This window comes from Pelagerythrobacter aerophilus (assembly GCF_003581645.1).
GTDB lineage: Bacteria > Pseudomonadota > Alphaproteobacteria > Sphingomonadales > Sphingomonadaceae > Pelagerythrobacter > Pelagerythrobacter aerophilus.
This window is the reverse complement of record NZ_QXFK01000014.1, coordinates 477,349-501,124: the sequence shown is the minus strand read 5'-3', so window position 1 is coordinate 501,124 and position 23,776 is coordinate 477,349. Positions and strand designations below refer to the sequence as shown.

Sequence of the window (23,776 nt, the reverse complement as noted above, 5' to 3'; positions counted from 1 at the left end):
CCATGCGCCCCGATATCCTCAACCCGCTGTTCGCCGAGACCGCGACGCTCGACGGTGTCGGGCCCAAGCTGCAGAAGCCGCTCGACAAGCTCGGCCTCGTGCGGGTGAAGGACGTGACCTATCACCTGCCGGAACGCTTCGTCACGCGCCGCCCGGTCGAGAACCTCGATGCCGCGAGCGAGGGCGAGCAGATCGTGGTTGCGCTCACGCCGACCGAACATCGCGCCCCGCGGAGCGGCCGCGGCCCCTACCGCGTGCTCGCGCAGGATGCGGTCGGCAACGTCTGCGCGCTGACCTATTTCGGCCGCGCGTCCTACACCGCGAAGAAGCAGCTTCCGGTGGGCGAGAAGCGCTGGGTTGCCGGCCGCCTCGACCGCTACGGGGACATGCTCCAGATCGTCCACCCGGACCACGTGTCGGAAGAGGGCGGCGATGCGCTGGGCCAGCTCTGCGAGCCGGTTTACGCGCTGTCCGAAGGGCTGACCCAGCCGAAGGTTGCCAGCCTGGTCGAGCAGGCGCTTGCGCGGCTGCCCGAGCTCCCGCAATGGATCGAGCCGGGGCAGTTCGGGCGGCAGAAATGGCCTGCCTGGGCAGATGCCCTGAAGCTCGCTCATGCGGGAGAGCACACGTCCGCCCGCGATCGCCTTGCCTACGACGAACTGCTCGCCAACAGCCTGGCGCTGATGCTGGTGCGGGCGGACAATCGCCGCCGACGCGGGCAGCCGCTACAGGGTGACGGCGGGCTGCGGGCCAAGTTGCAACTGCCGTTCCCGCTTACCGGCGCACAGAAGCGCTCGATTAGCGAGATCGAAGGCGATCTGGCGCAGGAAGCGCCGATGCTGCGGCTGCTGCAGGGCGACGTTGGCGCGGGCAAGACGGTGGTCGCGCTCGAGGCCATGCTGATCGCCGTGGAAGCAGGCAGCCAGGCCGCCCTGCTTGCCCCGACAGAGATCCTCGCGCGCCAGCATTTCGAGACGCTGCGGGCGATGGCGCGGCCGACCGGAGTCGAGATCGCGCTGCTGACGGGGCGCGACAAGGGCAAGGCCCGCGAATCGATCCTGATGGGCCTGATGGACGGCAGTATCGATATCGTCGTCGGTACCCATGCCATCTTTCAGGAGAGCGTTTCCTATCGCGACCTCGCGCTGGTGGTGATCGACGAGCAGCACCGCTTCGGCGTCGCGCAGCGGCTTCAACTTGCGGGCAAGGGGCGCCGCACGCCGCATACGCTGGCGATGACCGCGACGCCGATCCCGCGCACGCTCACTCTGGCGCAGTACGGCGAGATGGACGTCAGCCGCCTCGACGAGATGCCCCCCGGGCGCCAGGCGATCGACACCCGCGTGGTCGCGCAGGAGCGGGTGCAGGATGTGATTGAGGCGGTCGGACGCCACATCGCGGGAGGACAGCAGGCCTATTGGGTCTGCCCGATGGTTCGCGAACACGAGAGCGAGGACATCGCCGCTGCCGAGGCGCGCTATGCGGCCCTGCGCGAACGTTTCGGCGAAACGGTCGTGCTGGTCCACGGGCAGCTCAAGCCGGAACTGAAGGATGCCGCGATGGAGCGATTCGCGCGCGGTGAGGCGAAGCTGCTGGTTGCGACAACGGTGATCGAAGTCGGCGTCGACGTGCCGGCGGCGACCCTGATGGTGATCGAACAGGCCGAGCGCTTCGGCCTCGCACAGCTCCATCAGTTGCGTGGGCGCGTTGGGCGGGGCAGCGAGAAGTCGACCTGCCTGCTCCTGCGCGGAGACGCCCTGTCGGAAACGGGGCGCGAACGCCTCGCTCTGATGCGCGAAACGCAGGACGGCTTCCGTCTCGCCGAGGAAGACCTGCGCCTGCGCGGCGGCGGCGAACTGCTCGGCACGCGCCAGTCGGGCGACACGCCGTTCCGCGTTGCCACCCTCGAGCAGATCCAGCGCCTCCTCCCACTCGCGCACGACGACGCGCGGCTGCTGATGGAGCGTGATGGCGGGCTCGAAGGCGAACGCGGAGCCGCAGCCCGCGTGCTGCTCTACCTGTTCGAACGCGACTGGGGCGTGCAACTGCTGCGCGGGGGCTAGTGCCCGCCCTGGCGCAACAGCGCGACGAGCGCTTCTGCGCCGCGGCTGACGTCTTCCCAGGTGTAGGCGAAATTGTCCTCCCCGCCATACCATGGATCAGCGACCTCGGCTCCTTCGCGGCCGGGCACGAGGTCCATCAGCATGGTCACTTTCGCCCTGCTGTTTGCCGGCCGGAGGTGTTCGATATTGCGCATGTTCGATCGGTCCATACCGACGATCCAGTCGAAGCGATCGAAATCCGCCGCTGTCAGCTGCCGTCCGCGATAGTGCGTGATGTCGATCCCGTGCCGCGCCGCCGTTGCGATGCTGCGTGGATCGGGCGGCTTGCCGACGTGGTAGTCGGCGGTCCCGGCGCTGTCGGCCGTAGAGTCAAGGCCGGCGCGCGCCGCTGCCTCGCGAAACGCCGCCTCGGCTAACGGAGAGCGGCAGATGTTGCCGAGACAGACGAAGAGGATGGCGGGGGTGGTCATCATGATCTCCTCCCGCGCTTGCACTTGGGAGTTTTCCGGCCGTGAATGTCCGCCGGACATTCACGAGTCACGGAAAACTGGTCGGGGAGAGAGGATTCGAACCTCCGGCCCCTGCCTCCCGAAGACGCTTCCCCTCGTCGCATATGGCGGTTTTCTGCCGATCTTCGGTGTGTGCCGTCTGCATATGATGGCGCATGTTCCGCCAACGTTCCGGAAATAGGTTCGCTGCGGACCTTCGACCCCTGTCTTAATGGTGAGGTTGGGCGTGCGGGGTGGGTGTCGCCATGACGAACCCCTATCGCATCGAAGGCCCGGCGCTGATCTCGTTTTCGGGCGGCCGGACGAGCGGCTACATGCTCTGGCACATTCTCGACGCGCACGACGGCAAACTGCCGGACGACGTGCATGTCTGCTTCGCCAATACCGGCAAGGAGCGCGAGGAGACGCTGCGCTTCGTGCACGAGTGCGCGACCAGGTGGGGCGTGCGGGTGCGGTGGATCGAGTTCGTCGACTACGCCAAGAAGGCTCCCGTTGCCGATCGCTTCGAGGAAGTCGGGTTCAACAGCGCGAGCCGATCGGGTGAGCCCTTCGCGGCCGTGATCAGACGTAAGGGCTACCTGCCCAACAGCGTCACTCGCTTCTGCACCACGCACATGAAGATCGAGACGCTGAAGCACTTCATGCTCTCGCTCGGTTACAAGACCTGGACCAATGTCGTGGGCCTCCGCGCGGACGAGATGCACCGTGTCGCGCGCGGCCATGCCAGGAACGCAAGCGGCAAGGATCGCTGGAAGACCGTGATGCCACTGGCGGATGCCGGCGTGACCAACCGCGATGTGCGCGCGTTCTGGGCAAGACAGGAGTTCGATCTCGGATTGCTGCCCTTCGAGGGCAACTGCGATGCCTGCTTCCTGAAGGCTCGCCCGAAGTTGTGGGAGGTCGAGCGAACCCGGCCGGGGACGCTGGATTGGTGGTCGCAGCAGGAAGCCGAGATCACTGGCAAGACCAACAAGGCGAGCGGTGCACGGTTCGTAACCGAGTATAGCTACGCCGAACTGATCCAGGACGTGCGGCGCCAGCCCGACATGTTTGCCGGCGGCTTGTTCGATGACGATCCGGACATGGACGCTGAGTGCGGCCTTTGGTGCGCGGGAGAGGCGGCGTGATCGCTGACTAGCGAATCCCCCGCCACCCTGCCAACATAGCTCGATGAGACCGTGGGGCGACGAAGAGCGACCGAGCATCCTGGACCGCATGGAGCAAGGCGTGTTCGGCGCGTTGGTTGCGGTTTCTTTCGCCGTCGTGCTCGTATCGCTTTTCCGCGCCGTTTAATGCTCACTCCGCGCCAACGCCTCGCCCGCAACGCCGCGGAAGTATCGAAGCTTGCCTACGCGCTCGATCTTGGCAGACTGTCGGACCCGTCGCGGCTCGTCCGGGCGGTCGACGAGCTATCCGAGGTTCTGGAGGAATGGGGCATGGGAAAAGACGTCCTCGCGGCACTGCGCGCGGCAGATGAAGATGACGTGCGGAAGGCGCTTGAGGGTGCCTATGTCTCGGCACCGCTGAGCGAGCCGGCCGAGCTGCTCGAGTTCTTCAATCGGATGGTCGACGTGCTGGCCGGGGAGCGTGAGGCCTAGCGCTTTGTTCCATATTCGTTCTACATCGGCGCGGGGGCGATTCGATGACGGGAACGAGACGATGCGCGATATTGGTTGGCCAAACGAATTACCCGACCCCTCCTTCACGGCCGATCGACCCGGTGAGGAGAAGGGCCGCTATCTCCGGGCGCTATATCGGGCCAGCAACGGGGCGGAACAACACCGGATCGTGCTCGCCGAGTATGCGCGGCTCTACGGCCGGGAGAAATGGGACCTCGACCTGAGCTACATCGTCAAGGACAGCCATACCGAGGGCCGCGAACTCAAGGGCCAACGCTATGACCAGGTTATGCAGACTTGGGTATGGCCGGACGGGGAGCTGGTCCGGTATAAAGGAGACGAGGGTGTGTAATCTCTACCGCGCCGCCCGTTCTGCCGACGAGATCGCCCGCCTCTTCCGGGTCGAGAGCACGATCGGCAACGCGGCAGAGGAGGTCTACCCCGGCTATCCCGGTCTTGTCGTGGCCGATGGCACGCTGAGAACGATGGTCTGGGGCTTCCCGCTGGCGCAGAAGAGCAAGCGGACCGGGCAACCTCTCAAGCCCCGGCCGGTGAACAACGCGCGCACCGACAGGCTCGACAGCTTCATGTGGCGCTACAGCTTTCAGGAGCGGCGCTGCCTGATCCCGCTCACCGCATGGGCCGAAGCCGAGGGTCCCAAGGGCGCCATGACCCGCACATGGATGAGCCTGCCCGATCAGCCGATCTTCGCCTGTGCGGGGATCTGGCGTGCCAGCGACGAGTGGGGCAACTGCTATTCGATGATCATGACCGACGCCGGCGGGGCTGCGGCGGAGGTGCACGACCGCATGCCGGTGATCCTGCGGCCCGATGACTACGAGCGGTGGCAGCACGCGGCACCGGAGGAGGCGAGGGCGTTGTGCGTGCCGTATGCTGGCGAGGTTGCGATCGAGCGGACGGCGGAGTCGTGGAGGCGGGGCTAATCGCCCGGCGGACAGGCGCGCACGTAGGCTTCGGCCTGGTCAGCATACTTGCCCGGCAGCGTGTATTCACCGAGCTTGGCCCCCAGCGCCGCGATGAGAGCACGCATGTCGGTTGGCAGGGGGCCGAGCGGTTCGGGGCGAACGGGTGGTGTGCCGGGGCAGGGCTTCTGCACCTCCTTGACCACTTCGACCGTCCGGACCTCGATGCCGGGTTCGCTGTGGGAGCAAGCAGACAGACTGACCAAAAGGGCGAAAATTATTCCGGGATTATTCCTGCGCATCACAGCCCCCTCAGTTCATCGAGCAACTCAGTCGGCACCTCGCACCGCCCGTCACTCGGCTGTTGAGCCATCTGGCGCAGGCGCGCGATCTTCGCGTCCGATTCCAGCGCTTCCCCTCGCAGCCTGTCGCGGTCGCGCTCAGCTTCGAGCTTGGCCTGCTCGAAGGCCGCGGCGCGCTCGCTCGCTTCACCCATAAGGCGCTTGAAGTCGGCCTCCAGCGTCTCGATCGACTGCCGGGTGACGGCATGCCGGGCCTCGCAGGTCGCCAGTTCGTTGCGCTTGTCCTCCAGCGCGTCGTGAGCGGCAGAGAGGCGCCACGTCTGCACACCGACGACCACGAGGGCCACGACAAGCAGCGCACCGAAGATCTTGCTGGTTAGTGCGGAGAAGGGATTGAAGGGCATCAGTGCGACCCCCTCGCCATCCACGCCAGGATTCCGATGATCAGCAGCGCACCAACGGCTGCGACGGTGACTGTTGGCACGGCGATGAGAATGCCCCACCAAGGAATGACGCCGAACGCCCAGAGCGCACCTGCAATCACGGTGACAAGCGCGGCAATACCGAGCCAGCCCTTCCAGCCCATAGCCATCATCATCGCGCTTCCTCCTCGATCCCATCTGCCACCGCCTCGGCAGCATCAGCCGTCGCTCGAGCAGCTTCCGCAGCGTCCCTACCGATGTCGCCGGAAATCCCATCCTTGTTCGCGGTGAACGACAGCTTCCCGCCTGCGAGCACGATCACGACCAGGACAAGCAGCGAGAGGGCAATCGTGCCGATCGCGAGGTGCGAGTTCAGCGCCAGCGCGTGAACTTGCTCGTGCATCAGTGACAGACAGCCATCGACCGATTCCTGCGATCGGGGCTTGCCCGATGCCCGCTCGGCACCGATTGCCCGGCCGCACCAGTCGGGGCCGGAAAGCAGGTCGATCAGCCACCACGCGAACACGATCAACGCGGCGCTTGTGACGGCAACCGCAACGAGGGCCCACGACCGGATGGCGTTGCGCATTTTCACGCGACGTTCCTGATCCTATGAGCGAACCACCCGAAGGCGAAGTCCTCGAACTTGCTATCGTTGTCTGCGAGGCGAAGGTAGTGACCGCCCTGCAGCGCGTCGAGCGCGCCGAGCATGGCCTGAGTGCCGGCAGCGCCGCGGCGTTTCTTGAAGGCTCGGAAAGCGTTCAGCGTGGCAGGACCGACATCCCCGTCCTCCGCGATGTTCGCATAGGTCTGGCCGCGCTCGTTGAAGGCGTTCAGCGCCTCCTGGAACCAGCGGCTCGCCCGATCCACGCCGGCGTTGACGCCCGTGTCGATCAGCTCCTCGGCGACCTTCTCGTCGATCTCTGCCGCGTCGTCGAAGTTCGGGGCGACGACATAGCGCGTGTAGTAGATCTGGAACGCGGTCGAGCGCGGCAGGTCGCGCATGTGCCCGCGATAGCCGTTGGCTCGCGCGACAGCCTCGGTGATGCCGTATTTCGTGGCGCCGCCCGGGTCAGAGGGGTGGTCGACGAAGCCGCCCTCGACTGCAATCACGCCGTCGATGATCGCCTTGATGCGCGGGTTCATGACTTTTTCTCCTGCCGGCGTTCCTCGAGCTTCTCGGCCGCTACGATCACAGCCGCACGTTCGCGCATCTCGCCGCGCCCCTGCATGATCGCTTTCAGGCGGTGGACTTCTGCATCGCTTTCGGCGTGCCGGCGCTTGCACTCCGCGAGTTCGTCCTCGACCACGCGCAGCCGCTCCTCGCGGTGCTTCTCGCGCTCGAGGAGGGCGGTGACCTGGCCCTGCAATTGCGTGATGAGCAGGTTCGTGCCCGCGTCGAGCCGGTCTGCCTGCTTGTCCATGCGCCCCCCAAAGAACTCGAACAGCCATTTCACGAAGAAGAAGCCGACGCCGCCGCCAGCGCCGAGGCCGAGCGTGGTCGTGCCGAGTGCGAGCAGGCTATCCATGACACCGCCTCCACACGAACAGCACCGACGCCGCGCTGCTGGCGACGGAGAGCGCCACCAGAGCGAGCAGGGCGAGGGATTGGCGCGGAAACAGCATGTGCGCGTTCTGCGGCACGATCGTCGGTCAATTATACGGACGCCATGCATTGGCGCTATTGCGCCCGTCGGGCGTAACGCTATGGGTTTTGCCCGTGCCCAGTAGACATCATTCGCGCCGCCGGCGCTCGCGCAAATCGAACAGGACGCCGCTCTTGGTGGGCGCTGGTCTCGCAGTGCTTCTGCTCGGCGGAGCTGCAACGGCCTGGGTCTATCAGGAAGGCTCCGAGGCAACCGCCGCGAAGAATCCCGTCCAATCCGATCTCGCCCCGTACACCGTTGTTGTAGCGGGAATCGACAGCCTGACGGATGGGGCCGGGGGGACGGACTGGCGCCGCTATTTCCGGCAGGAGCTGGTCGGGGAGCTTGGTGATGGCGGGCCGGGGTGGGCGTCGTTCTCTGAGCGCGGCGCCGAAGAGCATGGCGCTGACTTCAAATACGGGGGCACCTTCAGACCTTTCCATCTCAATACGCCCCATGGCAGCAGCTCGCTGGACGGCGAAGGGATCGCGGCGAGCGATGGAGGAACCTTCGCGTGGTCTGGACCGGAAGGGTGGGACAAGGCTCGGATATTCTATCGAGCACAGCCGGATGGCGGCACGCTGACATGCGGGAATGGAGGCGTTGCCGATACTTCCGGAAGTGGCATCGGGTGGATCGATGTCCGCGGAAGTATCCAGTGCAGCGCAAGCGGCAACGTGACCGCGTTTGGCGCGCTCCTATTGTCCGATGAGCCCGGTCTCGTCGTAGTCAACATGGCTCGCGGCGGTCGCAAATTGGCCGATGTTGCTGCTCAAGACAGCGAGTTGCGCACGCAATGGTTTGCCGCCCTGCTGCCCGATGTGTTCTTGCTGAATGCCGGCACGAACGACTGGCGCGACGATACGCCGGCCACTCATGAGGCGGGGCTGCGAAAAGTGATCCAGGCAGCGCATAGAGGCGCGCCCGAAATGCAAACCTACCTGGTCGAGCACAACGCGTTCGGAGGGACCCAGGACGCCGCTGGATCGGAGCGTCACCTCGCGAACGCCGCAGTCAAGAAAGGCCTTGCTCGGGAACTCGGCCTGTCAGTCATTGAAGTTCGCGATGTGCTTGGAGCGTATAGCTCTGCGCGCGCTAGCGGCCTGATTATGGATACGGTGCATCCCTCGGACCAAGGCAATCAATTGCTCGGCCGTCACTTCGCGCGGCAGGTCCGGGACGATCTTCAGTAGACGAGCGCGGTGAAACCGCCTTCGCCGCTCGTGGTAACCGTGATCCCTCCGCCACTGCCGACGATCACGCTGCAACTCGCAGAGCGGCAGACGATCTCGACCTTTTTGCCGGCCAGGTCGGAGCGCTTAGGCACGCTGTAACCGGCAACTGGCGCAGTGGCGTGCCAGATCCATTCATGTCTGCCACCGCCGAGAGGAAAGGTGAAATTGATGTCAGCGAGCGGGTCGAAGGCCGGATCCATCCAGCCATAACCCGCGACTACGGACCGCACGTCACCCGCCTCGACATCTTCGTTCCACCGGCTGACTGCGTAGGCCTTGTTGAAGGTCGACAGGAAGTGTGAAATCGTGGGGTTGTTCTCTGCTGTCCATCCTTGGATGCGAGACCGGGCCATGATGAACTTACGTAGCCAGTTGCCGCCCGAATCCTTGACGCCATAACCAGCGACGAGTGCCGCACGCTGGATGCCGTCAGCCCACCAGTTTGCACCCTCCCACACGGCTGCGTCATGGTAGTATTCCTCGGTGTTGGCGGTGATGTCATTCCAAGTTCCGAAGTCGCGGACGGTGCCGCTATGATCGAGCGCGGCACCGCAAGGCACTGTGCCTGGGATGATGAAGTGCAGCGTTTCGCTGGCGCTGGATCGCGCATTGATCGCCTGCCACTGCGTAGGCCATGAGGAATCGCAGTGATGGTCCTGAAGCGCGGTCACCTGATGCGTCACCGAGCTGGCCCACGCATCATCATTCCATCGCAGGTCGAGCTGAAGCTGCATCGGCAGTGCGGGGTTGTTGTAGTCGAACTGCTCGGAGGAGCCGACATCGGCAGCAATCGCGTCAAGTACGCCTGCCGCATTCGGAATTCGGTACGTCACGGCCTGCGCTCGTTCGGTCACGGTGTAGACCCCGTCAGCAACGAGCCTCAGGCCGCCCTGAACCCTAACCTGCTGATCGACCAACGCAGTCGCTGGATAGAGGTAGGCCAGAATGCCGGTTGAAATGGTGAAGTCCGCCGTGTTCGTCGCATCCGAGACATGCGTGGCCGTTCCCGATGTAAGCGTATCGCCGCTGATGGACCATTCCGTTTCCGTGCCGGTGTTCAGGGCGGTCAGGAACAGCCGGTTCGCGTCATAGACGCCGGTCAGCATGTAGCTTGTACCGCCCACGGACCAGATCGAGCCCACGTCGACATTCGACTTGCCGTGCGCGGTTGAGGTGACCAGGCTCGACGTGATGCCGTGCGCGCCGCCCATGAACATGCCGTTGATCTTGTACGCGGGATGGCAATCCGACTGCACGGCAAAAGTGTTCGCGCTGGCGCCGGTGCCACTGTAGTTCGCAGCGAACGCGCCCGGCGTCAGCGGCGCCGGCGTCGCGGCGTCGATCTGAACGACGGAACGGAACTGATAGGTGTTGTTGTAGTCGCGGCTCTCCGGGCTGTAGTCGACCTTCTGGACGATGTGCTTGCCGCTCTTCCACGGCTTGCGCATGTAACTGGCGTAGCCTTGCTGGCACAGAACGAACTCGCCGGTCGCGAGATCGGGTGCCGTCGAGATGGATTCCTTGGTCTTTGGAGTGCCGTATGGACTGAGAGCGGCGGCCGAAGTGCCGGAGTTCACCATCACCGCTTTTGCCAGCTCGATCTCCGCGCCAGTCGGAATGACGTTCGAGCTGGCAAACACCAGCGAGGGAATGCCCTGCGCCCATTTCAGGTTCGTCCCGAAGTGCGTGGCGGCGGCCGGGATCGAGGCTGCTGCCACAGTCAGGGTTCGCAGGTCTGCGCTTAGTGTTACTCCGGCCGTGACCGAACTAATGAAGTCGGCAGCGGCGCTGGCGCTGTAGAAATTCACTCGCGCCGCGTTCATCAGCCAATTCGGCGCCGCACCGTCGATCGACATGGTGAAGCCAGTGGCGCGCATGGCATCCGTGATCGGCATAAGGCCGGAAGTCAGGAATGCCTGCGCCGACACCGGAAGGCCGGTGGTGTTCTGATATATCTTGTTGGGCTCCATCCCATCGCCGGGCAGCGTGAAATGGTTAGTCACGTTCTTCGACGCGTCGAGCGCGATTTGTCCGGCATCACCGATTGCGGACGCGTTCTCAAGGAAGCGGATCGTCACCTCGCCGAAGCGACTGAGACTCAGGGTGGGCGACCAACTTTCGCCAGGGGCAGAGCGGCAGAGCGTGGTGGGCCAATCGAAATTCAGGTCGGCACCAAACGGGATCGCCTCACGTAGCGGCGGCTCGATCTGGAACAAATTGTCGCCGAGTGCCCGGATGACCCGATAAGCCGCCCCGTTGTAACTGAACTTCTCACCTCCCTCGAGTGCGGCCCCAGCGGTGATTTCGATGTGCAGCGTGGTGGCCCGCATCGAGGCCGCTTGCCCCGCGATCGCGACGATGTAGGGATCGGCATATCCAGCAGATTCGGGCCATAGGTTGTTGTCGGTGACGAACTGCGGAACCCGCACCGGCTTGCCGCCAGTCTGCGGCCGATTTGCGTAGGCGAGCGACAAGAGTGGCACCAGGCAATCGACGGTCCCGCGACCGAGATACCCCTCCCACGCCTCCCATGCGCGAACCTTCTCTGGAGAGGTCAGGTTGATCCCTTCGAACGTGATCTCCCACCGGCCGCCGCCATCGGTTGCAATGACGTCCTCTTCGCCGTTGAGAGCAACGCCGCCGGACACTACCGACTGAACCACCCGCGCCGTCACCCTCTTGGGGTCGAAGATGTGTGCCGGAAAGATGAAGGCCATGCGGCGGTGTGGCTCGCAACGGGCACTACTCGCTACGGACGGCCTATCCCTCCGGAGGTGGAGGAGGCGCAGGCTCCGGCACTGCCTCGCCCTCCTCAAGCGGCACGAGTTTCCCGTTCTGCCGCACTGCGCCGGCTATTCGCTTGAACTGGATCGCCATCACGCCACCGTCGCGGTAGCGGGACCGCCCGGCGCGGAGGCGATCTCGTTCGCATTGTAGGCTACGACCCACCACCAGTATGTGCCAGGCGCCAAACCGCCGTCGACTACGCTCATGACCTGACCCAAGCCGCCGACGATCTCGCCTGACACATCTGCAGCCGTGCCGAAGTCGTCGGCTGTGTTGCGGAACAGTTTCACGTAGCTCAGGTTAGCACTCGATGGATTGCGCCAAGTCACTTCGGCCTCACCGGCAGCGCCGGTCGATGTCACCTCACTCGGCGCGGCGGGCGCGAGGTTCGCAGTGGAGGTGCTGATGGTCGTGTCGGCCGACCAGCCCGAGAATCGCCCGCCCGAATTGTAGGCCACTCCCACGTCGATCATCTCGTCCGCAGGCACGGCACCTGTGAGCAATGTCGAACCGCTCGGCGTAACCTCCTGCTCGACGTAGGACGCCTCGCCGTCGATGCGCCACCGCACGAACCAAGTCGGAGCCGCGGCGCTGATGGGATCGAACGTCACCGCGATGCGCGCGAAAGTGCCGGAGCCGTCAATCTGCGCAACGGCGGTGGCGATCGTCGGCGCGGTCAGTGGCGGCAGGTAGTATTTCGCGGCCGTGGGTGCGGGTTGACCGTCCTCGGTTGCCGGGTTCCATGCGTCCACGTTCTCGTCGACCGCGACCCATTCGATTATCGCGCCGCCTGTCTCACTGTCGCGTTCGCCGCCGATCACCTCGACCGCGCCGGTGAAGAACACGGTCCCGGCCTCCTCGATCGTCAGGTTGATGTAGCGCTCGGCCAGCGCCTCACGTGCCGAGAACACCGTCCGCACTCGCCCGCGCTGGGGCGCATTGACCCGCGCCATCTGCCGCTTGTCGAGACGCCGGGCCTGCGTATGCGAGGGCACCTGGTGCTCGACGGTGGTGGAGACCACCTTCCCGCGCTCGGCAATGTCGCTGTCGTCACGCCATGGCTGGCACTCGACCTCGTTGTAGTCGTGCGCCGCCGAGACATAGCGCGTGATGATCTCGTTGAGCCGGTTCTCGTCCTCGACAAACTCCTGCAGCTCGTAGTCGACGATCTGATCCGGCCCGACGCTGACCGTCGGCTCGTAGAGCTTGCCGGAATGGACCCTGATGCAGCCGTTCTCGTCGACCGCGCTCCACCCGTCGAAGGTGCTGCGGATCATGTCGTCGACCTGCACCGGGTCGGCATCCGCCGGGAAGATGATGGCAGCGCGGTACTTGGGCTCGGTTCCGCCGGCAGCGAGCGGAATCGCTATGTCGCAGTCGTTCGCTGCGTCGATCCACATCTGCTCGACCGGCGCGATCTTCGCCGCGTAGTCGTTGCCCATGAACACGGTCTTGAACCACAGATAGTGGAGCACCGCGTTCTCGGTGTAGGTCCATGTGCTGGGATTGTAGGGATCGCTGCCAGGATCGCGCGGGTCGTGGCAGAAGTGCCCCTGCACCGCGAGGCTCATCGTCACGTTGTCGCCCTGCGGGTAGATGTCGAGGAAGTCCTCGCCCTTCACGCCGGTCTTGATGAGGTAGCCCGAGACGATGCCGTCGCCGCGGTGGTTATTCGTCCACGGCGGCACCCGGCTGACCACGGCGGCATGCGCGGTGTTCGGATTGGCGCCGAGGTTGTAGCCCGCCAGCACCTTGTTATCGTCGTAGCTGCCGTCCGAGAGCTGCTGCACGAAGCCGCCCGAGATCGTCACCTTGTCGTCGTTGAGGTAGGGTTGCAGGACGGCGTTGATCGGGCCCTCGCAGAACGCGCCCACGTCCACCGTCTCGCTGTCGCTGGTGTTCGTGTAGAGCATGAGCGACCAGAACACCCGCCGCGCGCCGAGAACGTGGATGCGCGGCGGGGTCGGGCTCTTGTGCTCGCGCTCGGAGGCATCGGGCTTGGGCGGACTGCCTCGGAGCAGTCCGGACGCGAAGTAGGTCGCCGCCGTGGTGATGGCATAAGCGGCGATCGAGGCGACCGCCTGGCTGACGCCCCACGCGACGAGCTGAGCGGCTATGGCCTGAGGCATCGTGGCCTCCACGCCTTGAGGACAGTCGGCGCGCTGACTGCGGCAATGCCACCGGTGGCGGGTACGAACGCCCAGCGCCGACCAGTCCAGATCGCGCCGCATTCGACTGCGCGGGCATCGACGCCCATCAACTCGATGACGCCCACGTCGCCCGGCTCGAGCTCGGTCAGTGCGACTTCATCGGCGCGGCCCTCGGCGGCGCGATCCCACAGTGGCACGAGGCCACCAGCCTCGTGCAGCATCGCCTCGGCTTCGGCCTCGTCGGCATAGGTGGGCAGGGCGTCGGCTAGCCCCGCCCAGATCGCAGGGAAGGCGGTGCAGTCATGCAGGCGCCATTCCCAATGCTTCGCGCGCGCCGCTGCGAGGTATTCGCCGAGATCCATCAGCGCGGCCCGAACCGGCGCGTCACGCCCTGCGAGATCATCGCGACGTGATCGCAGAACGCATCAGTAGGTGAGCGAAGGCGCTGGCTCGCATCGGTCCAGAACGTGAAGCGCGGGTTCGACCGGGACGTGTCCGCACCGCCGACCATGAGGATGATCGAGCGCACCCGGCCGTCATCGGAATGACGGCTTTCGACGCGCAGGGCGTCGGCGATGCCAAGCCACTCCCATGTGATGCCGCCGACGAGTTGCCAGTCCTGATCGAACACGACGTGCCCGATGCGCGTCTGCGCGCCCTTGACGCTGGCCTTGTCCTCGCGCGCCAGTCGCAGGGTTTCGGGCGAGACGCCGGAGAGGGTGAAGTTCACGCGATCCGCGACGCCGTTGATGAGCGCCTGTAGCCCCGGAATGCCGATGATGTGACCGGCACCGAGCCATGTCGCGCCAGCGGGGTCTACGGCGTCGGCAGGTGTTTCAAGCGGCCCGAATCCGGTCCAGAGGTAGCAGACCGGGTCGCTGTCGATGCGCAGGAGCCATGAGACGCGGTTGACGGCCATGGCGATGTCGTGGCGCGCAGGCGCGGTGGATTATACGGACGGGCTCACCTGCCGTAGCGCTGGGCACTCTGCACTCGGCCAGGCGCGTCTTTCATCGACTGCTGATAGGCCTTGCCTGCCGCCTGCGCTGCATTGGCGCGCGAGATGCGCTCCATGTCGGCGTAGAGCTCTGCGGTCACTACCGCGCCGCGTAGATCGAACTTGGGCGAACTGATGACGGTAGTGCCGTTCTGCGCTGTCAGCCGGTGGTTCGGCACGATGACGCCGTTCTGCTGGGGCACGAACAGTTCTCGGCCGCTCTCGCCGACCTCGTAAGGGATTCCTGCTCGCACCGGGCCGCCAATCGCCTTGCCGCCGCCGAAGATCGCCCCGGTGACGGACGAGAACAGGCCCCCGAGCAGGTTGCCGCCGCCAGCCTGGTCCAGCGCCTCCGCCAGCGGACGGAAGATCACCTGATCGAGAAAGATCGAGAACAGGTCCTTCACGAACTGGTCGTCCGTGCCGAGCGCGTCGGAGAGGGCGTCGCTGATACCCTGATTGACCGATTCCAGCTTGCGGGCGACGGCTTCCTCGACGCGCGTGGCGGGATCGGCCATGCTGTCGGCGTACCGGCCAAGCGGCCCTTGATGCGCTCGCTCTGTTACCCTGCGCCGTGCATCAGCCGTGTTTTCCAGCGAGGCCAGCGCGATACGCGCTCGCTCTTGCTCCGCGTCGGTTGCGGTTTCGCTGGCGAGCACGGCCTCGAGCTTCGCGCGAAGGTAAGCGTCCTCGGCCTCCAGAATACGGAGGGCGATCGAGCGGCGCTCGCCTTCCGTTCGGGCGAGATCATACTCGAGGCGCAGGGCTTCCTGACCCGCCTGATATCGCTCCGATGCGAGCTCCTGCGCCTCTTGCTCGAGTTGCGCCCTCTTGGTGAACGCGATGGCCTCGCGCTCGGCTTGGGCGAGGATTTCGACTTGCGCGGCGAGGAGGCTCTTCTGAGCCTCGCTATAGTCGGCATCGGCAGCGATAGACTCGAGGGTCCGCTTTTGTGCCAGTTCCACCCCGCGCAGTTCGAGTTCAGCCTGCTCCTCCGCGCTGGTGGCAGTCGAGCGCATGGCCGACCATGTTTGCTGAGCGTAAGCGGCCATTTCGGACGCGAAGCGCTCTTGGATTTCGGCAGCCGTGGGGCCGGTTGGTCCAGTCCGCCCCTTCTCCGGCTTAGTCGTAGCGCCCGCCGTGCCGCCTGTGCCGCCACCCGCGCCTGTTGGATCGAGGCCTGCCTTCGCCGCCGCCGTTCGCAACTCAAGCCCGCGCATCAGTTCATCAATCCGGCGATCGATCTCAGCGACTTCTGCGTCGCGCTGATTGATGCCGAGCAGGTTGTAGAGCGCCTGCCCAGCCTCGGCCGGGCCAGCAGCCGGGTTGGGGTTGCGGATGAACTCCTTCTGCCTGTTCAGCCGGGCGATTTCGGCACCGGTTTCGAGGAAGTCGAGCCTGTTCAGCGTGTTTATCAGGTTGGTCGCCACGCCGATCGCGGTGCCCATCGAGCCAGACAGACCATCAATCTTCCCTGCCGCCTGATCGGCGAATGTCCCAAGGTTACCGACCTTGACGCCGGCCTCTTGAAGCCGGGCCGCCAGCGTATCGTTGGTCTTCGCAAGCGCGTCGGTTTCACCGCGCAGACGCGCCGCCGCCGCCTCCGCGCTTTCGAATTCAGTGATGAGGTAGCCGAGGCCGATCACGACCGCAGACAGGCCGAGAGTTGCGATTGCACCGGAAAGCCCGCGCATCGCGAATGCCAGTGCCTCGGTCGTCGTCGCGGCACCGGCCAAGCGCGCCTGAAGCGCGAACGACGCAGCGCCCATAGCGCCCATGCTTTGGGCTGCACCAGCTGCCGAACCCGCAAGGGCGATGTTCGCCGCAGTGGCCCGGGCAGCGGCGGCCACATAGCCGACACCGAGAGTGGCGGCGATCGTCGCCAGCGCGGGAATGATGATGTCGAGGTTGTCCGCCAGCGTCTTGAGCGCTTCGCCCACAGCCGCCGAGGCTCCGCTCGATTTGTCGGCCTCGCCAATGTAGACCGTCAACGCGCTGGTGAGTGCGGTGAACCCGCCCGAAAGTGTGAGCGTAGCCTTCTCGGCGTCGGTCAGCGTCTGCACACCCCCGCGAAGGACGCCCTCGAAGAATTGCCTCGAGGTGATCTCGCCTTCCGCAATGGCGGCGCGCAATTTCGATACGGATCCGCCGTAGCCATCGATCCCACGCGCAGCAGCCTGCGCGAGGGGAAGGGCGCCTTCGAGGATGGAGTTGAATTCCTCGGCGCGGACAACGCCCGAGCCGAGTGCCTGACCAAGCTGCAAGAGCGCGCCGCTGGCCTGCTCCGCGCTCGTCCCCGTCACCTTGAGCGAGGCGGCGATGATCTCGTTGAGCTGGACGATCTGCGAGGTGGACGCGCCAAGGTCTTTTTGCGCCATGCTCGCACGGAGGAACACCTGTGTCAGGCCTTCGAGGTCCGCGCCGTAGCGCTGAGAGATGTCCAGCAGACTTGCTTGAACATCGGCGAGTGCCGCACCCTCCAGCCCCGCCACGCGAAGGTTGTTCTGTAGCCGCGTGTAGGCGTCCGAGATGCGCGCGACCTCACGCACCGAAAACGCCGCCGCGAAGGTGGCGGCAAGGCCCTTCAGCGCGTTACCGATCTGCCCGGAAGAAGCGCGCATCTGGCGCTCGAATTGCTGCATCCGGGTCTGCTGTGCCCCCGTCGAGCGTTCGAACTCTCGCTGAGCGCGCTTCAGGTCGGCCTCGTATTTGCCGATCCGCGCTTCAAACTCGACGATCACTTCATCTGCTGTCGGCATCAGTGCAGCACCTTAATTCCGCGCGCCTCCAGGTGGGCGCGACGCTCCAGAGTCTCTTCGATGGACGGGGGCTCGAGGGTTTCCTCGGTTTCGTGGGCGAGCTGCCAGTTGTGAAACAGCGCCTGGTATTCATAGAGGGCGAGCTTTTCCGCCTCACTCGGCGGGATGTTCATCATCGCGCAATTCGCGAGGACCTGACCGATGTCGATCAGGCTTGGCCGTTCTCCGGCTCCTCGGGCTTTTTTTTGCGTCGGTCTGCGCAGGCTCGTAGCCTTGGTACGCGGCGATGACGATCGCTGCGGCGAGCTTGCGGCTTTCAATGATCGGCCGGCGATCCGGGCCGGTCACGTATGCGCGCACAAGGTCGTCGACCATGGCGGTATTGAGCTTCACCGGTTCTTCGCGAACCTCGCCTCCGTCGCCCCCCAGAAGGCCCTGTCGGATGACGGCCTCGATTTCGGCGATACCAGCCTGATGCTCGTAGAAGCGCCACACGAGCCGTTCGAACGGCACGCCGCCCGCCGCCTTCTCGACGGCAGCGCAGCCAGTCCACGTCAGTTTGAAGTGGTACTTGCCGTCGCCAAAAGCCTCGGTGACGCCGAGTTCCATGTCAGGCAGCGTCGGTCCACGCCAGCAGGCCAGTCCCGGTGATGGTCATCGAAACCTGCGTCCACTCGCCGTTGTTGCCGGTCACTTCGAAGTTGGAGATGAACCCGGGGCCACCCCAATAGCCGTCATCGATCGCGACAGCGGGCGCGCCGGGCTCATCCAGGGCGAAACGCCAGTTCTGAGAAGTCCCCATGAGGCCGCGGATCGCGGACATCTGCGCGCGGTTGTAGAGCCCGGAGCCGGTGATCGACCAATCCTGCGCGCCAACCTCGCGGATGGTCTGCGCGACCGCCTCAGGGTCCTCGCAATCCCAATCCTCGGTCTCGAAAGCACTGGCATAGGTGATATTCAGCCCGCGCGTGTTGATGCCGCAAAGCTGGGTGAAGGCCTCGGGATCAGCGCCGTCGCCGTACAAAATGTCGGCGTAGTTCCCTTTGATTCTCCCGGTGGTAAAAGCCATCGTCGGATATCCCCGCTGGTGCTGTTGGCGGGACAATGGCGGGGGTGCGGGGCAGTCTCTACGGACGGAAAGGGGGAGAGGTATGCCGAAGTGGGCTTGGTTGTTGTTTGCTGCCGTCCCGATTGCCGGGATTGGCTATCTGGCAACTCAATTCGAAACGTCGGACGCGGCTGCTGAGAGGCTGTCGCGCGAGACGGCGGTGCTTCGTCAGCAGCACGACGCGGTGGCCGATCGGATCACACTCGCCGAGTTCAGTGCGCTGCGCACAGGTATGTCGCACGCAGAGGTGCAGGAAATCGTGGGATCAGGCGGCAAGCTTATATCAGAGTCCGAACTCGCAGGCGTCCACACTGCGATGTATCAATTCGAAGGTGAGGGCTCGCTCGGAGCAAACGCGAGCGTCATGTTCCAGAACGGCGAGCTGATCCAGAAGTCGCAGTTTGGGCTGCGGTAGTGAATGCGCGGAGGGGGCGATGGAGTTTCTGTTAATTTGGGCGGTCTGCGGAGCCGCCGCCTACGCTGTTGCAAACAGCAAGGGGCGGAGTGGCTGTGCGTGGGGCCTGATCGGGTTTTTGCTCGGACCGCTCGGGCTTCTCGTCGCCTTTGTGATGCCAGCGGACACGAGCAGGATCGAGCGAGCGGGACTCCAGGGCGGCGAGTTGCGAAAGTGTCCGCAATGCGCGGAGACCATCAAGGCTGAGGCGAGAAAGTGCCGATATTGCGGAAGCGTGGTGGGTTAGGCTCAGGCCTCAGCCAGCGCCTTCATCTCCCAGAAGATCACGCCGTGCCACACGTCCGCCTCTTCCGGGTCGGGCAGAACCTGTGTGCGCACGACATAGCAATCCTCAATGCCGTCGATCGCTTCGGCAACTGCGTCCACCGTGTCGCCTACCCATTGCTCCGGATCGTAGATGCCCGCCGCTGCATCGACGCCTGCAAAGACATGATAGGCGCCCGAGACATCACCCCCACGCCAGCACGAATACCGATCGGGCTCGCTGGTCGCGGTGCCGTAGCGCCCGAAGGGCTTGACCGGCGCGTTCGGCGTCTTCGCAGGATAGAGCCGCGCCGCTGGGATGCGCGCAGTGACGGCCGCGTCAGCTTTCAGCGCGGCCAGGATCGTCTGCCGGGCGTGGACTGTCGGGGAAATCCCCATCGTCGTTATCCGGCGCTATCAGGCTTGGGAAAACGAACACCGAGCCGAGGGCGGCGAACAGATTCCAGTTCGTCTCCGGATGCGTCGTCTCCACCCGCCGCAAGATCGCGGTCATCCACGCTGTCAGCCGGGTTACGCTCAGGCCCATCGGGCGCGGGCTTAGCGGGTTTCTTCGCCTCTGTCGCCTTCCCTGCAGCGCGGGCAGCTTCGAGCACCTCGCGCTTCACGGAATAGAGGCCTTTGCCGTCCACGCCGCGGTCATGACGGTATTCCGACATCGCCCGCGACGGCCAGCGGTGGTTGTAGACCTCGGAGAAGCGGGCCCAGACCATTACGCGGCGACGGTGCGGCCGATCACCACGATATCGTAGTCGACACCGGTGCCGGCGCCGCTATTCGCGATGGTGAGCAAATCGCCAGTGCCCGCAGTGACGGGCCAACCGGTGCGGCTGACGAACACGGAATATTCGCCGGGCTTCACCGCCACGCCGTCTCCTGCGGCAAGGAACGGGCCGTTGAAGCCGTTGGCCGCAGCAGGGGCGACCGTGACGTTGTTCGTGTTGCCCGCCGCTGCCTTAACGTAGATCAGGACGATCTCGGCGGCCGTAATGGTCGCGCCGAACGCATCGGTGAGCAGTCCGGCGAGATCGAGATCTTCGCTTGCCGAGGCGGCGAGGGTGCGTGCGTCGGCGAACAGCAGGTCCGCCTTGTCCAGCGCGTCGGCGCCAGGCGTGAGTTCCAGCGCCTCGGTGATGTCGTCGAGCCGCAGCTTCGGACTGCCGAGGTCATTCGCTCCGGTGAGCGAGGCCGCGACAGAGAGGCGGATTTGTGCGTGAACGCCAGCGGGCATGTCGGGGCTCCTTGCCTGATCGACGGCAGGTAAGCGTCAGATCGGGCGAGCCGCTACGGACGGGCGAACATGCGATCTAGCGGTTCGGGATCGCCGTCTGGGGTGGAAACGGGCGTGGGGTATTCTTCGACCAACCCCGGCCAGCGCGGGTGTGGGTGAGGCCGAGCGGTTTGCTCGACCTCGCGCTCTTTCCACTTACGCGGGATCACGGGCCAGCGCCGCCAGCGCGCGGTGCACATCGTCGAGCGAATGTTCTTTGGCGTCGATGAACACAACGTAGTGCTGAGATGCTGGTCGCCAGTTCTCCTCTTCGCCGCCGGGTAGTTTGAACGCCGGCCAGACTGCCTTGTTGTCGACCGTCATCCACGCTTCGCCGCTCGGCGTCGCCTTGGTGAATGATTGATTCTCGGGGTGGTCGCCTGTGTTGATCCCGTTGTCATAGACGCAGCGGAAGTTGATCTTCCGGCTGACGCCGTAGTCCTCCACTGAGGTGACATTCATCTTAGCAATGACATGCATAGCGATTCCTTCTCGCAAATGGTTGGTGGCGCTCGCCGGAACCGAGGATGCACGCGCCGGAATATCACGTCGGCGGATGCTCGCTGGCCTGCCCTCTGAGCCGCGCCACCATACGCGTGAGACATCGCAGCGCTACGGACGGGCTATAGCGTGCCGCCCTTGCTGATGCGCTTGGCAGCGGCCTTGGCCAAAGCCTCGCCTTCCTTGCGCACGGTCTTTGCTGCCGGCCTAGCGAATGGGCGCTCTGCCATCTTGCTCGTGCCGAACTCCAGCGGCAGGGCATGCGGTGCGTCGAACACGGAGTTGGCCCTGAACGGCCCCAGCTTCTCGACGTGGCCGGAGCGTCGCAAGTCGCCCGTGTCCTCGTTCGGAGGCTGGCCCGGCGCGCTCGGCACATGGTTCGCGCCTGAGACGGCCCCCTCGGTGATGAGGTGCGATGCCTCGGCTACGTGCATATCGGCGAGCGTGTAGACTAGGCGAGATGCCTCTTTCTCAGCACGGGGACCCATCGCCTTGAGCCGCCTCAGGTGCTTGTCCGCGCCGCGGAACTTGATTGGCATCAGACGGCTCTCGCGCGGCAAACCCAATGCGAGGCCGCAGCGTCGAGTTCGGCCGAGAGGAGCCGCCAGCGCTTTTCGCGCACGGTGATCTCGTTGTCGGAAGTGATCGCCGGGAGACCCTGCGCGAGCACGATGATGCGCGCGTCGCCCTCCGCGTAGCCGTCTGCTCGCCTCATCGCGTCTGTCGCGGCGTCCACCTGCGCTTTACATGCCGTGTCGCCGCCCGTGTAGCCGATGACTGCACCGGTGACTGGATCATAGATCGGCTCGCCAGTGCCGGCGTGGAGGGTCGCGTCCAGGTAGAAGCCCCCGAACGCCGCCCCGAAGATCGCCGTCACGCCGCCGTCAAGCAACCCCATGCGGCCACCTCCCGGCATAGCAGGGAAGGGTGCCCGTCCGCGCCACGCCCGGGCCACTGACGCACCCGCCCGCCAGCTCCACGAACCGCGCGCCGTAGCTAGTCGAGGCCCACTTGCCCGCAGACCCGCCAGAACCTTCGCCGCGCTGTAGCTCGAGCGAGCCAGACTTGATCCGCGTGAAGCCGCCCATGCCCTGTGCGGCCATCTCGCTTTCCGCGCCGGTGCCGATGCCTTGCTCGCACAAGTAGTGCGCCGTCGCGAGCATCGTAGCGAGGTCCATGCTGTCGCCGAGGCAGGATTGCAGGGGCTCGGTCACGCGCACCGCTGCCGCGCTCCAGAAGTCGTACTGCGCATCGGTGACGGCGGAGAAGGCCGGAAAGACCTCGATGAAGTCGGCTCGGGTGGGCGCGGTGTAAGCCAACGTGGCCTCCTATGAAAAAGGGCGGGCGCTCAGGCCCGCCCCTATGCGTGACGATCGGGAGGTTGACCGTCAGGACTTCTTGTCGGCCGGCTTCGTCAGTTCCTCGACCTGCTTGGTGAGGGCGGCGTTTTCCTTCTCGGCGTCGGCGAGCTTCTTCTCGGCTTCCACCTTGGCCGTGTTGCTGTCCTCGACCTGCTTGGTGAGGGCGGCGACTTGCTTCGTCAGCGCGTCGAGATCGCCCGCATTGACAGGCTCCGCAGCCGCTGCCTTTGCCGCTCTGGCACCGAAGGCGAACCAGTCAGTTCCCTTGGCCGACTTGAGCTCGGCGTCGGAAAGCTCCAGATCGTCGCGCGTCTCGCCGGCCTTCAGCATGACGGCTCCGGTGGTCGTATTGACCATGCGGGGGCCGCCCGACGTGTTGGTGATGGTGTGCTTTGCCATGTCGACCTCCTTAGATCCCGTCCAGGTAGCGGAAGGCACCCGGACGCTGCACATCGACGCCGCCGGTGCGGAAGATGCCGGGAACCTCGAAGTTCGTCGGGCCATCTTGGTAGACCGGCAGGAAGCGGTGCGGCATCGGCAGGTGCAGGCTCACCACGTCCTCGCGGTTGGCGTAGCCCACCATTCGGCGCGTGCTGCCGGCACCAGCGGTATCAAGCCCCAACACGCCGCGGATCGTGAGCTGACGCCCCGTCTGCTGCGTGTAGAAGTTGTTCCGCATGATGTACGAGAGGATGGTCTCGCTGTTCGTGTCGCTGATCGGCGTCACTCCGAGCCATGCCAGTACCTCGAACGGAAGCAGGACGGTGTCGATCATCTCGACCGTGTTGCTGCCGATGTAGGTCCCGATCACGACGCTGTTGAAGTCCCGCAGGATCTGCGCGGGGGTCTTCGTCGGATTGCCACCAGCATCGAACCAGGTGGTCACGGACCCGGTGCCGTCGGCGGGCGCCGTTCCCGCCGTTACGCCGGACTGGTTGATGAGGCCGTTAAGGCCCTTGGCGGCATCGCCAACCTGCGTAACGTTCCACATGAACTCGTTGTAGGCGCGGCGAGCCGCAGTGGCCTTCCGCGTCCCGAGGTTCATGCCGAGCAGCTGCGCCTGACCGACCTCTTCGAGATCGTAGCCGTAGCCGATCGCGGCCATGTGGACGGCGTTCTGCACCTTGTCCATGGTGACATCGGCCTTCGGCACGTCCTTCGCGCCGCCCGAATACCAGCGAGCCGCGCCGGCAGTCGAAGAGATGAAGGTGACGATGCCCGGCGTCCACTCCGGGGCCGAAGTGTCGACGAAGACCAGTTCGTTCCACGGCAGCTCCGGGAACTTCGTCTCGTAGGCCCGCGGATTGATCGTATAGGCCTGCGCGATGACGAAGTTGAAGGCCGCCGCGTCGTTGAACTGATGAGTCTGCATGTTCATTCTCGTTCCC

Annotated in this window: 31 protein-coding genes; 8 read left to right on the top strand and 23 right to left on the bottom strand. The window is 65.1% G+C overall.

The window, feature by feature from the left end; all coding sequences use genetic code 11:
• The first annotated feature begins 2 nt into the window (after positions 1 to 2).
• Positions 3 to 2,063, top strand: coding sequence for an ATP-dependent DNA helicase RecG (gene recG / locus D2V04_RS06405; protein ID WP_119512429.1), 2,061 nt, complete (start codon positions 3 to 5; stop codon positions 2,061 to 2,063).
• Here the strand turns inward: recG and D2V04_RS06400 are convergent.
• A complete protein-coding gene (locus tag D2V04_RS06400) occupies positions 2,060 to 2,533 on the bottom strand; it encodes a low molecular weight protein-tyrosine-phosphatase (RefSeq protein ID WP_228766286.1) in 474 nt (157 codons plus the stop codon). The genes recG and D2V04_RS06400 overlap by 4 nt on opposite strands.
• A gap of 284 nt (positions 2,534 to 2,817) precedes the next feature.
• Here D2V04_RS06400 and D2V04_RS06395 point away from each other — a divergent pair, with 284 nt between their 5' ends.
• The 4 genes from D2V04_RS06395 (at position 2,818) to D2V04_RS06380 (ending at position 5,135) form a co-directional block, all read left to right on the top strand.
• The gene (locus tag D2V04_RS06395) at positions 2,818 to 3,699 is read left to right on the top strand and encodes a phosphoadenosine phosphosulfate reductase family protein (protein ID WP_119512428.1); all 882 of its coding nucleotides are present in this window, start codon (positions 2,818 to 2,820) and stop codon (positions 3,697 to 3,699) included.
• 165 nt (positions 3,700 to 3,864) lie between these two features.
• Positions 3,865 to 4,170 carry a hypothetical protein gene (locus D2V04_RS06390; RefSeq protein ID WP_119512427.1) on the top strand — a complete coding sequence of 102 codons (306 nt, stop codon included), beginning with the start codon at positions 3,865 to 3,867 and terminating at the stop codon, positions 4,168 to 4,170.
• 61 nt (positions 4,171 to 4,231) lie between these two features.
• The gene (locus D2V04_RS06385; protein WP_119512426.1) at positions 4,232 to 4,543 is read left to right on the top strand and encodes a hypothetical protein; all 312 of its coding nucleotides are present in this window, start codon (positions 4,232 to 4,234) and stop codon (positions 4,541 to 4,543) included.
• Positions 4,536 to 5,135, top strand: a complete 600-nt coding sequence (locus tag D2V04_RS06380) for an SOS response-associated peptidase (protein ID WP_119512425.1) — start codon at positions 4,536 to 4,538, stop codon at positions 5,133 to 5,135. Before D2V04_RS06385 ends, D2V04_RS06380 begins: the two co-directional genes overlap by 8 nt.
• 280 nt (positions 5,136 to 5,415) lie before the next feature.
• Here the strand turns inward: D2V04_RS06380 and D2V04_RS06370 are convergent, their stop codons facing one another.
• Genes D2V04_RS06370 through D2V04_RS06350 form a run of 5 tightly spaced genes read right to left on the bottom strand, consistent with a single transcriptional unit; the run spans position 5,416 to position 7,367 of the window.
• On the bottom strand, positions 5,416 to 5,820 hold the full coding sequence (locus D2V04_RS06370; protein ID WP_119512423.1) for a hypothetical protein: 405 nt from the start codon (positions 5,818 to 5,820) through the stop codon (positions 5,416 to 5,418).
• The gene (locus tag D2V04_RS06365; protein WP_119512422.1) at positions 5,820 to 6,014 is read right to left on the bottom strand and encodes a hypothetical protein; all 195 of its coding nucleotides are present in this window, start codon (positions 6,012 to 6,014) and stop codon (positions 5,820 to 5,822) included. Before D2V04_RS06365 ends, D2V04_RS06370 begins: the two co-directional genes overlap by 1 nt.
• Positions 6,011 to 6,433, bottom strand: coding sequence for a hypothetical protein (locus D2V04_RS06360; protein ID WP_147391786.1), 423 nt, complete (start codon positions 6,431 to 6,433; stop codon positions 6,011 to 6,013). The genes D2V04_RS06365 and D2V04_RS06360 overlap by 4 nt, the downstream gene beginning before the upstream one ends.
• Entirely contained in the window at positions 6,430 to 6,984 is a 555-nt protein-coding gene (locus D2V04_RS06355; protein WP_228766285.1) for a glycoside hydrolase family 108 protein, read from the bottom strand. Before D2V04_RS06355 ends, D2V04_RS06360 begins: the two co-directional genes overlap by 4 nt.
• Entirely contained in the window at positions 6,981 to 7,367 is a 387-nt protein-coding gene (locus D2V04_RS06350; RefSeq protein ID WP_119512420.1) for a hypothetical protein, read from the bottom strand. The genes D2V04_RS06355 and D2V04_RS06350 overlap by 4 nt, the downstream gene beginning before the upstream one ends.
• A gap of 272 nt (positions 7,368 to 7,639) precedes the next feature.
• Between D2V04_RS06350 and D2V04_RS06345 the strand changes: the two genes are divergently transcribed.
• Entirely contained in the window at positions 7,640 to 8,677 is a 1,038-nt protein-coding gene (locus tag D2V04_RS06345; RefSeq protein ID WP_182849683.1) for an SGNH/GDSL hydrolase family protein, read from the top strand.
• Here the strand turns inward: D2V04_RS06345 and D2V04_RS06340 are convergent.
• From D2V04_RS06340 to D2V04_RS06310, 8 genes are all read right to left on the bottom strand, one after another.
• A complete protein-coding gene (locus tag D2V04_RS06340; protein WP_119512418.1) occupies positions 8,671 to 11,436 on the bottom strand; it encodes a hypothetical protein in 2,766 nt (921 codons plus the stop codon). The two genes, D2V04_RS06345 and D2V04_RS06340, sit on opposite strands and share 7 nt — an antisense overlap.
• A gap of 159 nt (positions 11,437 to 11,595) precedes the next feature.
• Entirely contained in the window at positions 11,596 to 13,635 is a 2,040-nt protein-coding gene (locus D2V04_RS06335) for a phage tail protein (RefSeq protein WP_147391785.1), read from the bottom strand.
• Positions 13,620 to 14,018 carry a DUF6950 family protein gene (locus D2V04_RS06330; protein ID WP_119512416.1) on the bottom strand — a complete coding sequence of 133 codons (399 nt, stop codon included), beginning with the start codon at positions 14,016 to 14,018 and terminating at the stop codon, positions 13,620 to 13,622. Before D2V04_RS06330 ends, D2V04_RS06335 begins: the two co-directional genes overlap by 16 nt.
• Entirely contained in the window at positions 14,018 to 14,575 is a 558-nt protein-coding gene (locus tag D2V04_RS06325; RefSeq protein WP_119512415.1) for a hypothetical protein, read from the bottom strand. The genes D2V04_RS06330 and D2V04_RS06325 overlap by 1 nt, the downstream gene beginning before the upstream one ends.
• 44 nt (positions 14,576 to 14,619) lie before the next feature.
• Positions 14,620 to 17,412: a tape measure protein gene (locus tag D2V04_RS06320; protein ID WP_119512414.1), complete on the bottom strand. Its 2,793-nt coding sequence runs from the start codon at positions 17,410 to 17,412 to the stop codon at positions 14,620 to 14,622.
• A complete protein-coding gene (locus D2V04_RS17900; RefSeq protein WP_182849682.1) occupies positions 17,412 to 17,585 on the bottom strand; it encodes a hypothetical protein in 174 nt (57 codons plus the stop codon). The genes D2V04_RS06320 and D2V04_RS17900 overlap by 1 nt, the downstream gene beginning before the upstream one ends.
• Positions 17,566 to 18,021, bottom strand: coding sequence for a GTA-gp10 family protein (locus D2V04_RS06315; protein WP_119512413.1), 456 nt, complete (start codon positions 18,019 to 18,021; stop codon positions 17,566 to 17,568). The genes D2V04_RS17900 and D2V04_RS06315 overlap by 20 nt, the downstream gene beginning before the upstream one ends.
• A 1-nt stretch (position 18,022) precedes the next feature.
• Positions 18,023 to 18,481 carry a phage tail tube protein gene (locus D2V04_RS06310; RefSeq protein WP_119512412.1) on the bottom strand — a complete coding sequence of 153 codons (459 nt, stop codon included), beginning with the start codon at positions 18,479 to 18,481 and terminating at the stop codon, positions 18,023 to 18,025.
• An 82-nt stretch (positions 18,482 to 18,563) separates the two neighbouring features.
• On the opposite strand from D2V04_RS06310, the gene D2V04_RS18185 reads away from it, so the two are divergent.
• Both D2V04_RS18185 and D2V04_RS18415 read left to right on the top strand, forming a co-directional pair.
• Complete coding sequence (locus D2V04_RS18185) at positions 18,564 to 18,935, top strand: hypothetical protein (protein WP_228766284.1); 372 nt, start codon at positions 18,564 to 18,566, stop codon at positions 18,933 to 18,935.
• Between the two features lie 19 nt (positions 18,936 to 18,954).
• On the top strand, positions 18,955 to 19,221 hold the full coding sequence (locus tag D2V04_RS18415) for a zinc ribbon domain-containing protein (protein ID WP_119512411.1): 267 nt from the start codon (positions 18,955 to 18,957) through the stop codon (positions 19,219 to 19,221).
• Between the two features lie 2 nt (positions 19,222 to 19,223).
• Here the strand turns inward: D2V04_RS18415 and gp17 are convergent, their stop codons facing one another.
• From gp17 to D2V04_RS06255, 9 genes are all read right to left on the bottom strand, one after another.
• On the bottom strand, positions 19,224 to 19,637 hold the full coding sequence (gene gp17, locus D2V04_RS06295) for a tail completion protein gp17 (RefSeq protein WP_119512410.1): 414 nt from the start codon (positions 19,635 to 19,637) through the stop codon (positions 19,224 to 19,226).
• 5 nt (positions 19,638 to 19,642) lie between these two features.
• Entirely contained in the window at positions 19,643 to 19,969 is a 327-nt protein-coding gene (locus D2V04_RS06290; RefSeq protein ID WP_119512409.1) for a hypothetical protein, read from the bottom strand.
• The gene (locus D2V04_RS06285; protein ID WP_119512408.1) at positions 19,969 to 20,487 is read right to left on the bottom strand and encodes a hypothetical protein; all 519 of its coding nucleotides are present in this window, start codon (positions 20,485 to 20,487) and stop codon (positions 19,969 to 19,971) included. Before D2V04_RS06285 ends, D2V04_RS06290 begins: the two co-directional genes overlap by 1 nt.
• 195 nt (positions 20,488 to 20,682) lie before the next feature.
• Positions 20,683 to 21,006 (bottom strand): hypothetical protein, encoded by a 324-nt coding sequence (locus D2V04_RS06280; protein WP_147391784.1) that lies wholly within the window; start codon positions 21,004 to 21,006, stop codon positions 20,683 to 20,685.
• Between the two features lie 143 nt (positions 21,007 to 21,149).
• Positions 21,150 to 21,566 carry a hypothetical protein gene (locus D2V04_RS06275; RefSeq protein ID WP_119512406.1) on the bottom strand — a complete coding sequence of 139 codons (417 nt, stop codon included), beginning with the start codon at positions 21,564 to 21,566 and terminating at the stop codon, positions 21,150 to 21,152.
• On the bottom strand, positions 21,566 to 21,925 hold the full coding sequence (locus D2V04_RS06270) for a hypothetical protein (protein WP_119512405.1): 360 nt from the start codon (positions 21,923 to 21,925) through the stop codon (positions 21,566 to 21,568). The genes D2V04_RS06275 and D2V04_RS06270 overlap by 1 nt, the downstream gene beginning before the upstream one ends.
• Positions 21,912 to 22,346: a DUF4054 domain-containing protein gene (locus D2V04_RS06265; RefSeq protein ID WP_119512404.1), complete on the bottom strand. Its 435-nt coding sequence runs from the start codon at positions 22,344 to 22,346 to the stop codon at positions 21,912 to 21,914. The genes D2V04_RS06270 and D2V04_RS06265 overlap by 14 nt, the downstream gene beginning before the upstream one ends.
• A gap of 69 nt (positions 22,347 to 22,415) precedes the next feature.
• On the bottom strand, positions 22,416 to 22,787 hold the full coding sequence (locus D2V04_RS06260) for a hypothetical protein (RefSeq protein ID WP_119512403.1): 372 nt from the start codon (positions 22,785 to 22,787) through the stop codon (positions 22,416 to 22,418).
• A 10-nt stretch (positions 22,788 to 22,797) separates the two neighbouring features.
• Entirely contained in the window at positions 22,798 to 23,766 is a 969-nt protein-coding gene (locus D2V04_RS06255; protein WP_119512402.1) for a DUF2184 domain-containing protein, read from the bottom strand.
• Positions 23,767 to 23,776: the final 10 nt, after the last annotated feature.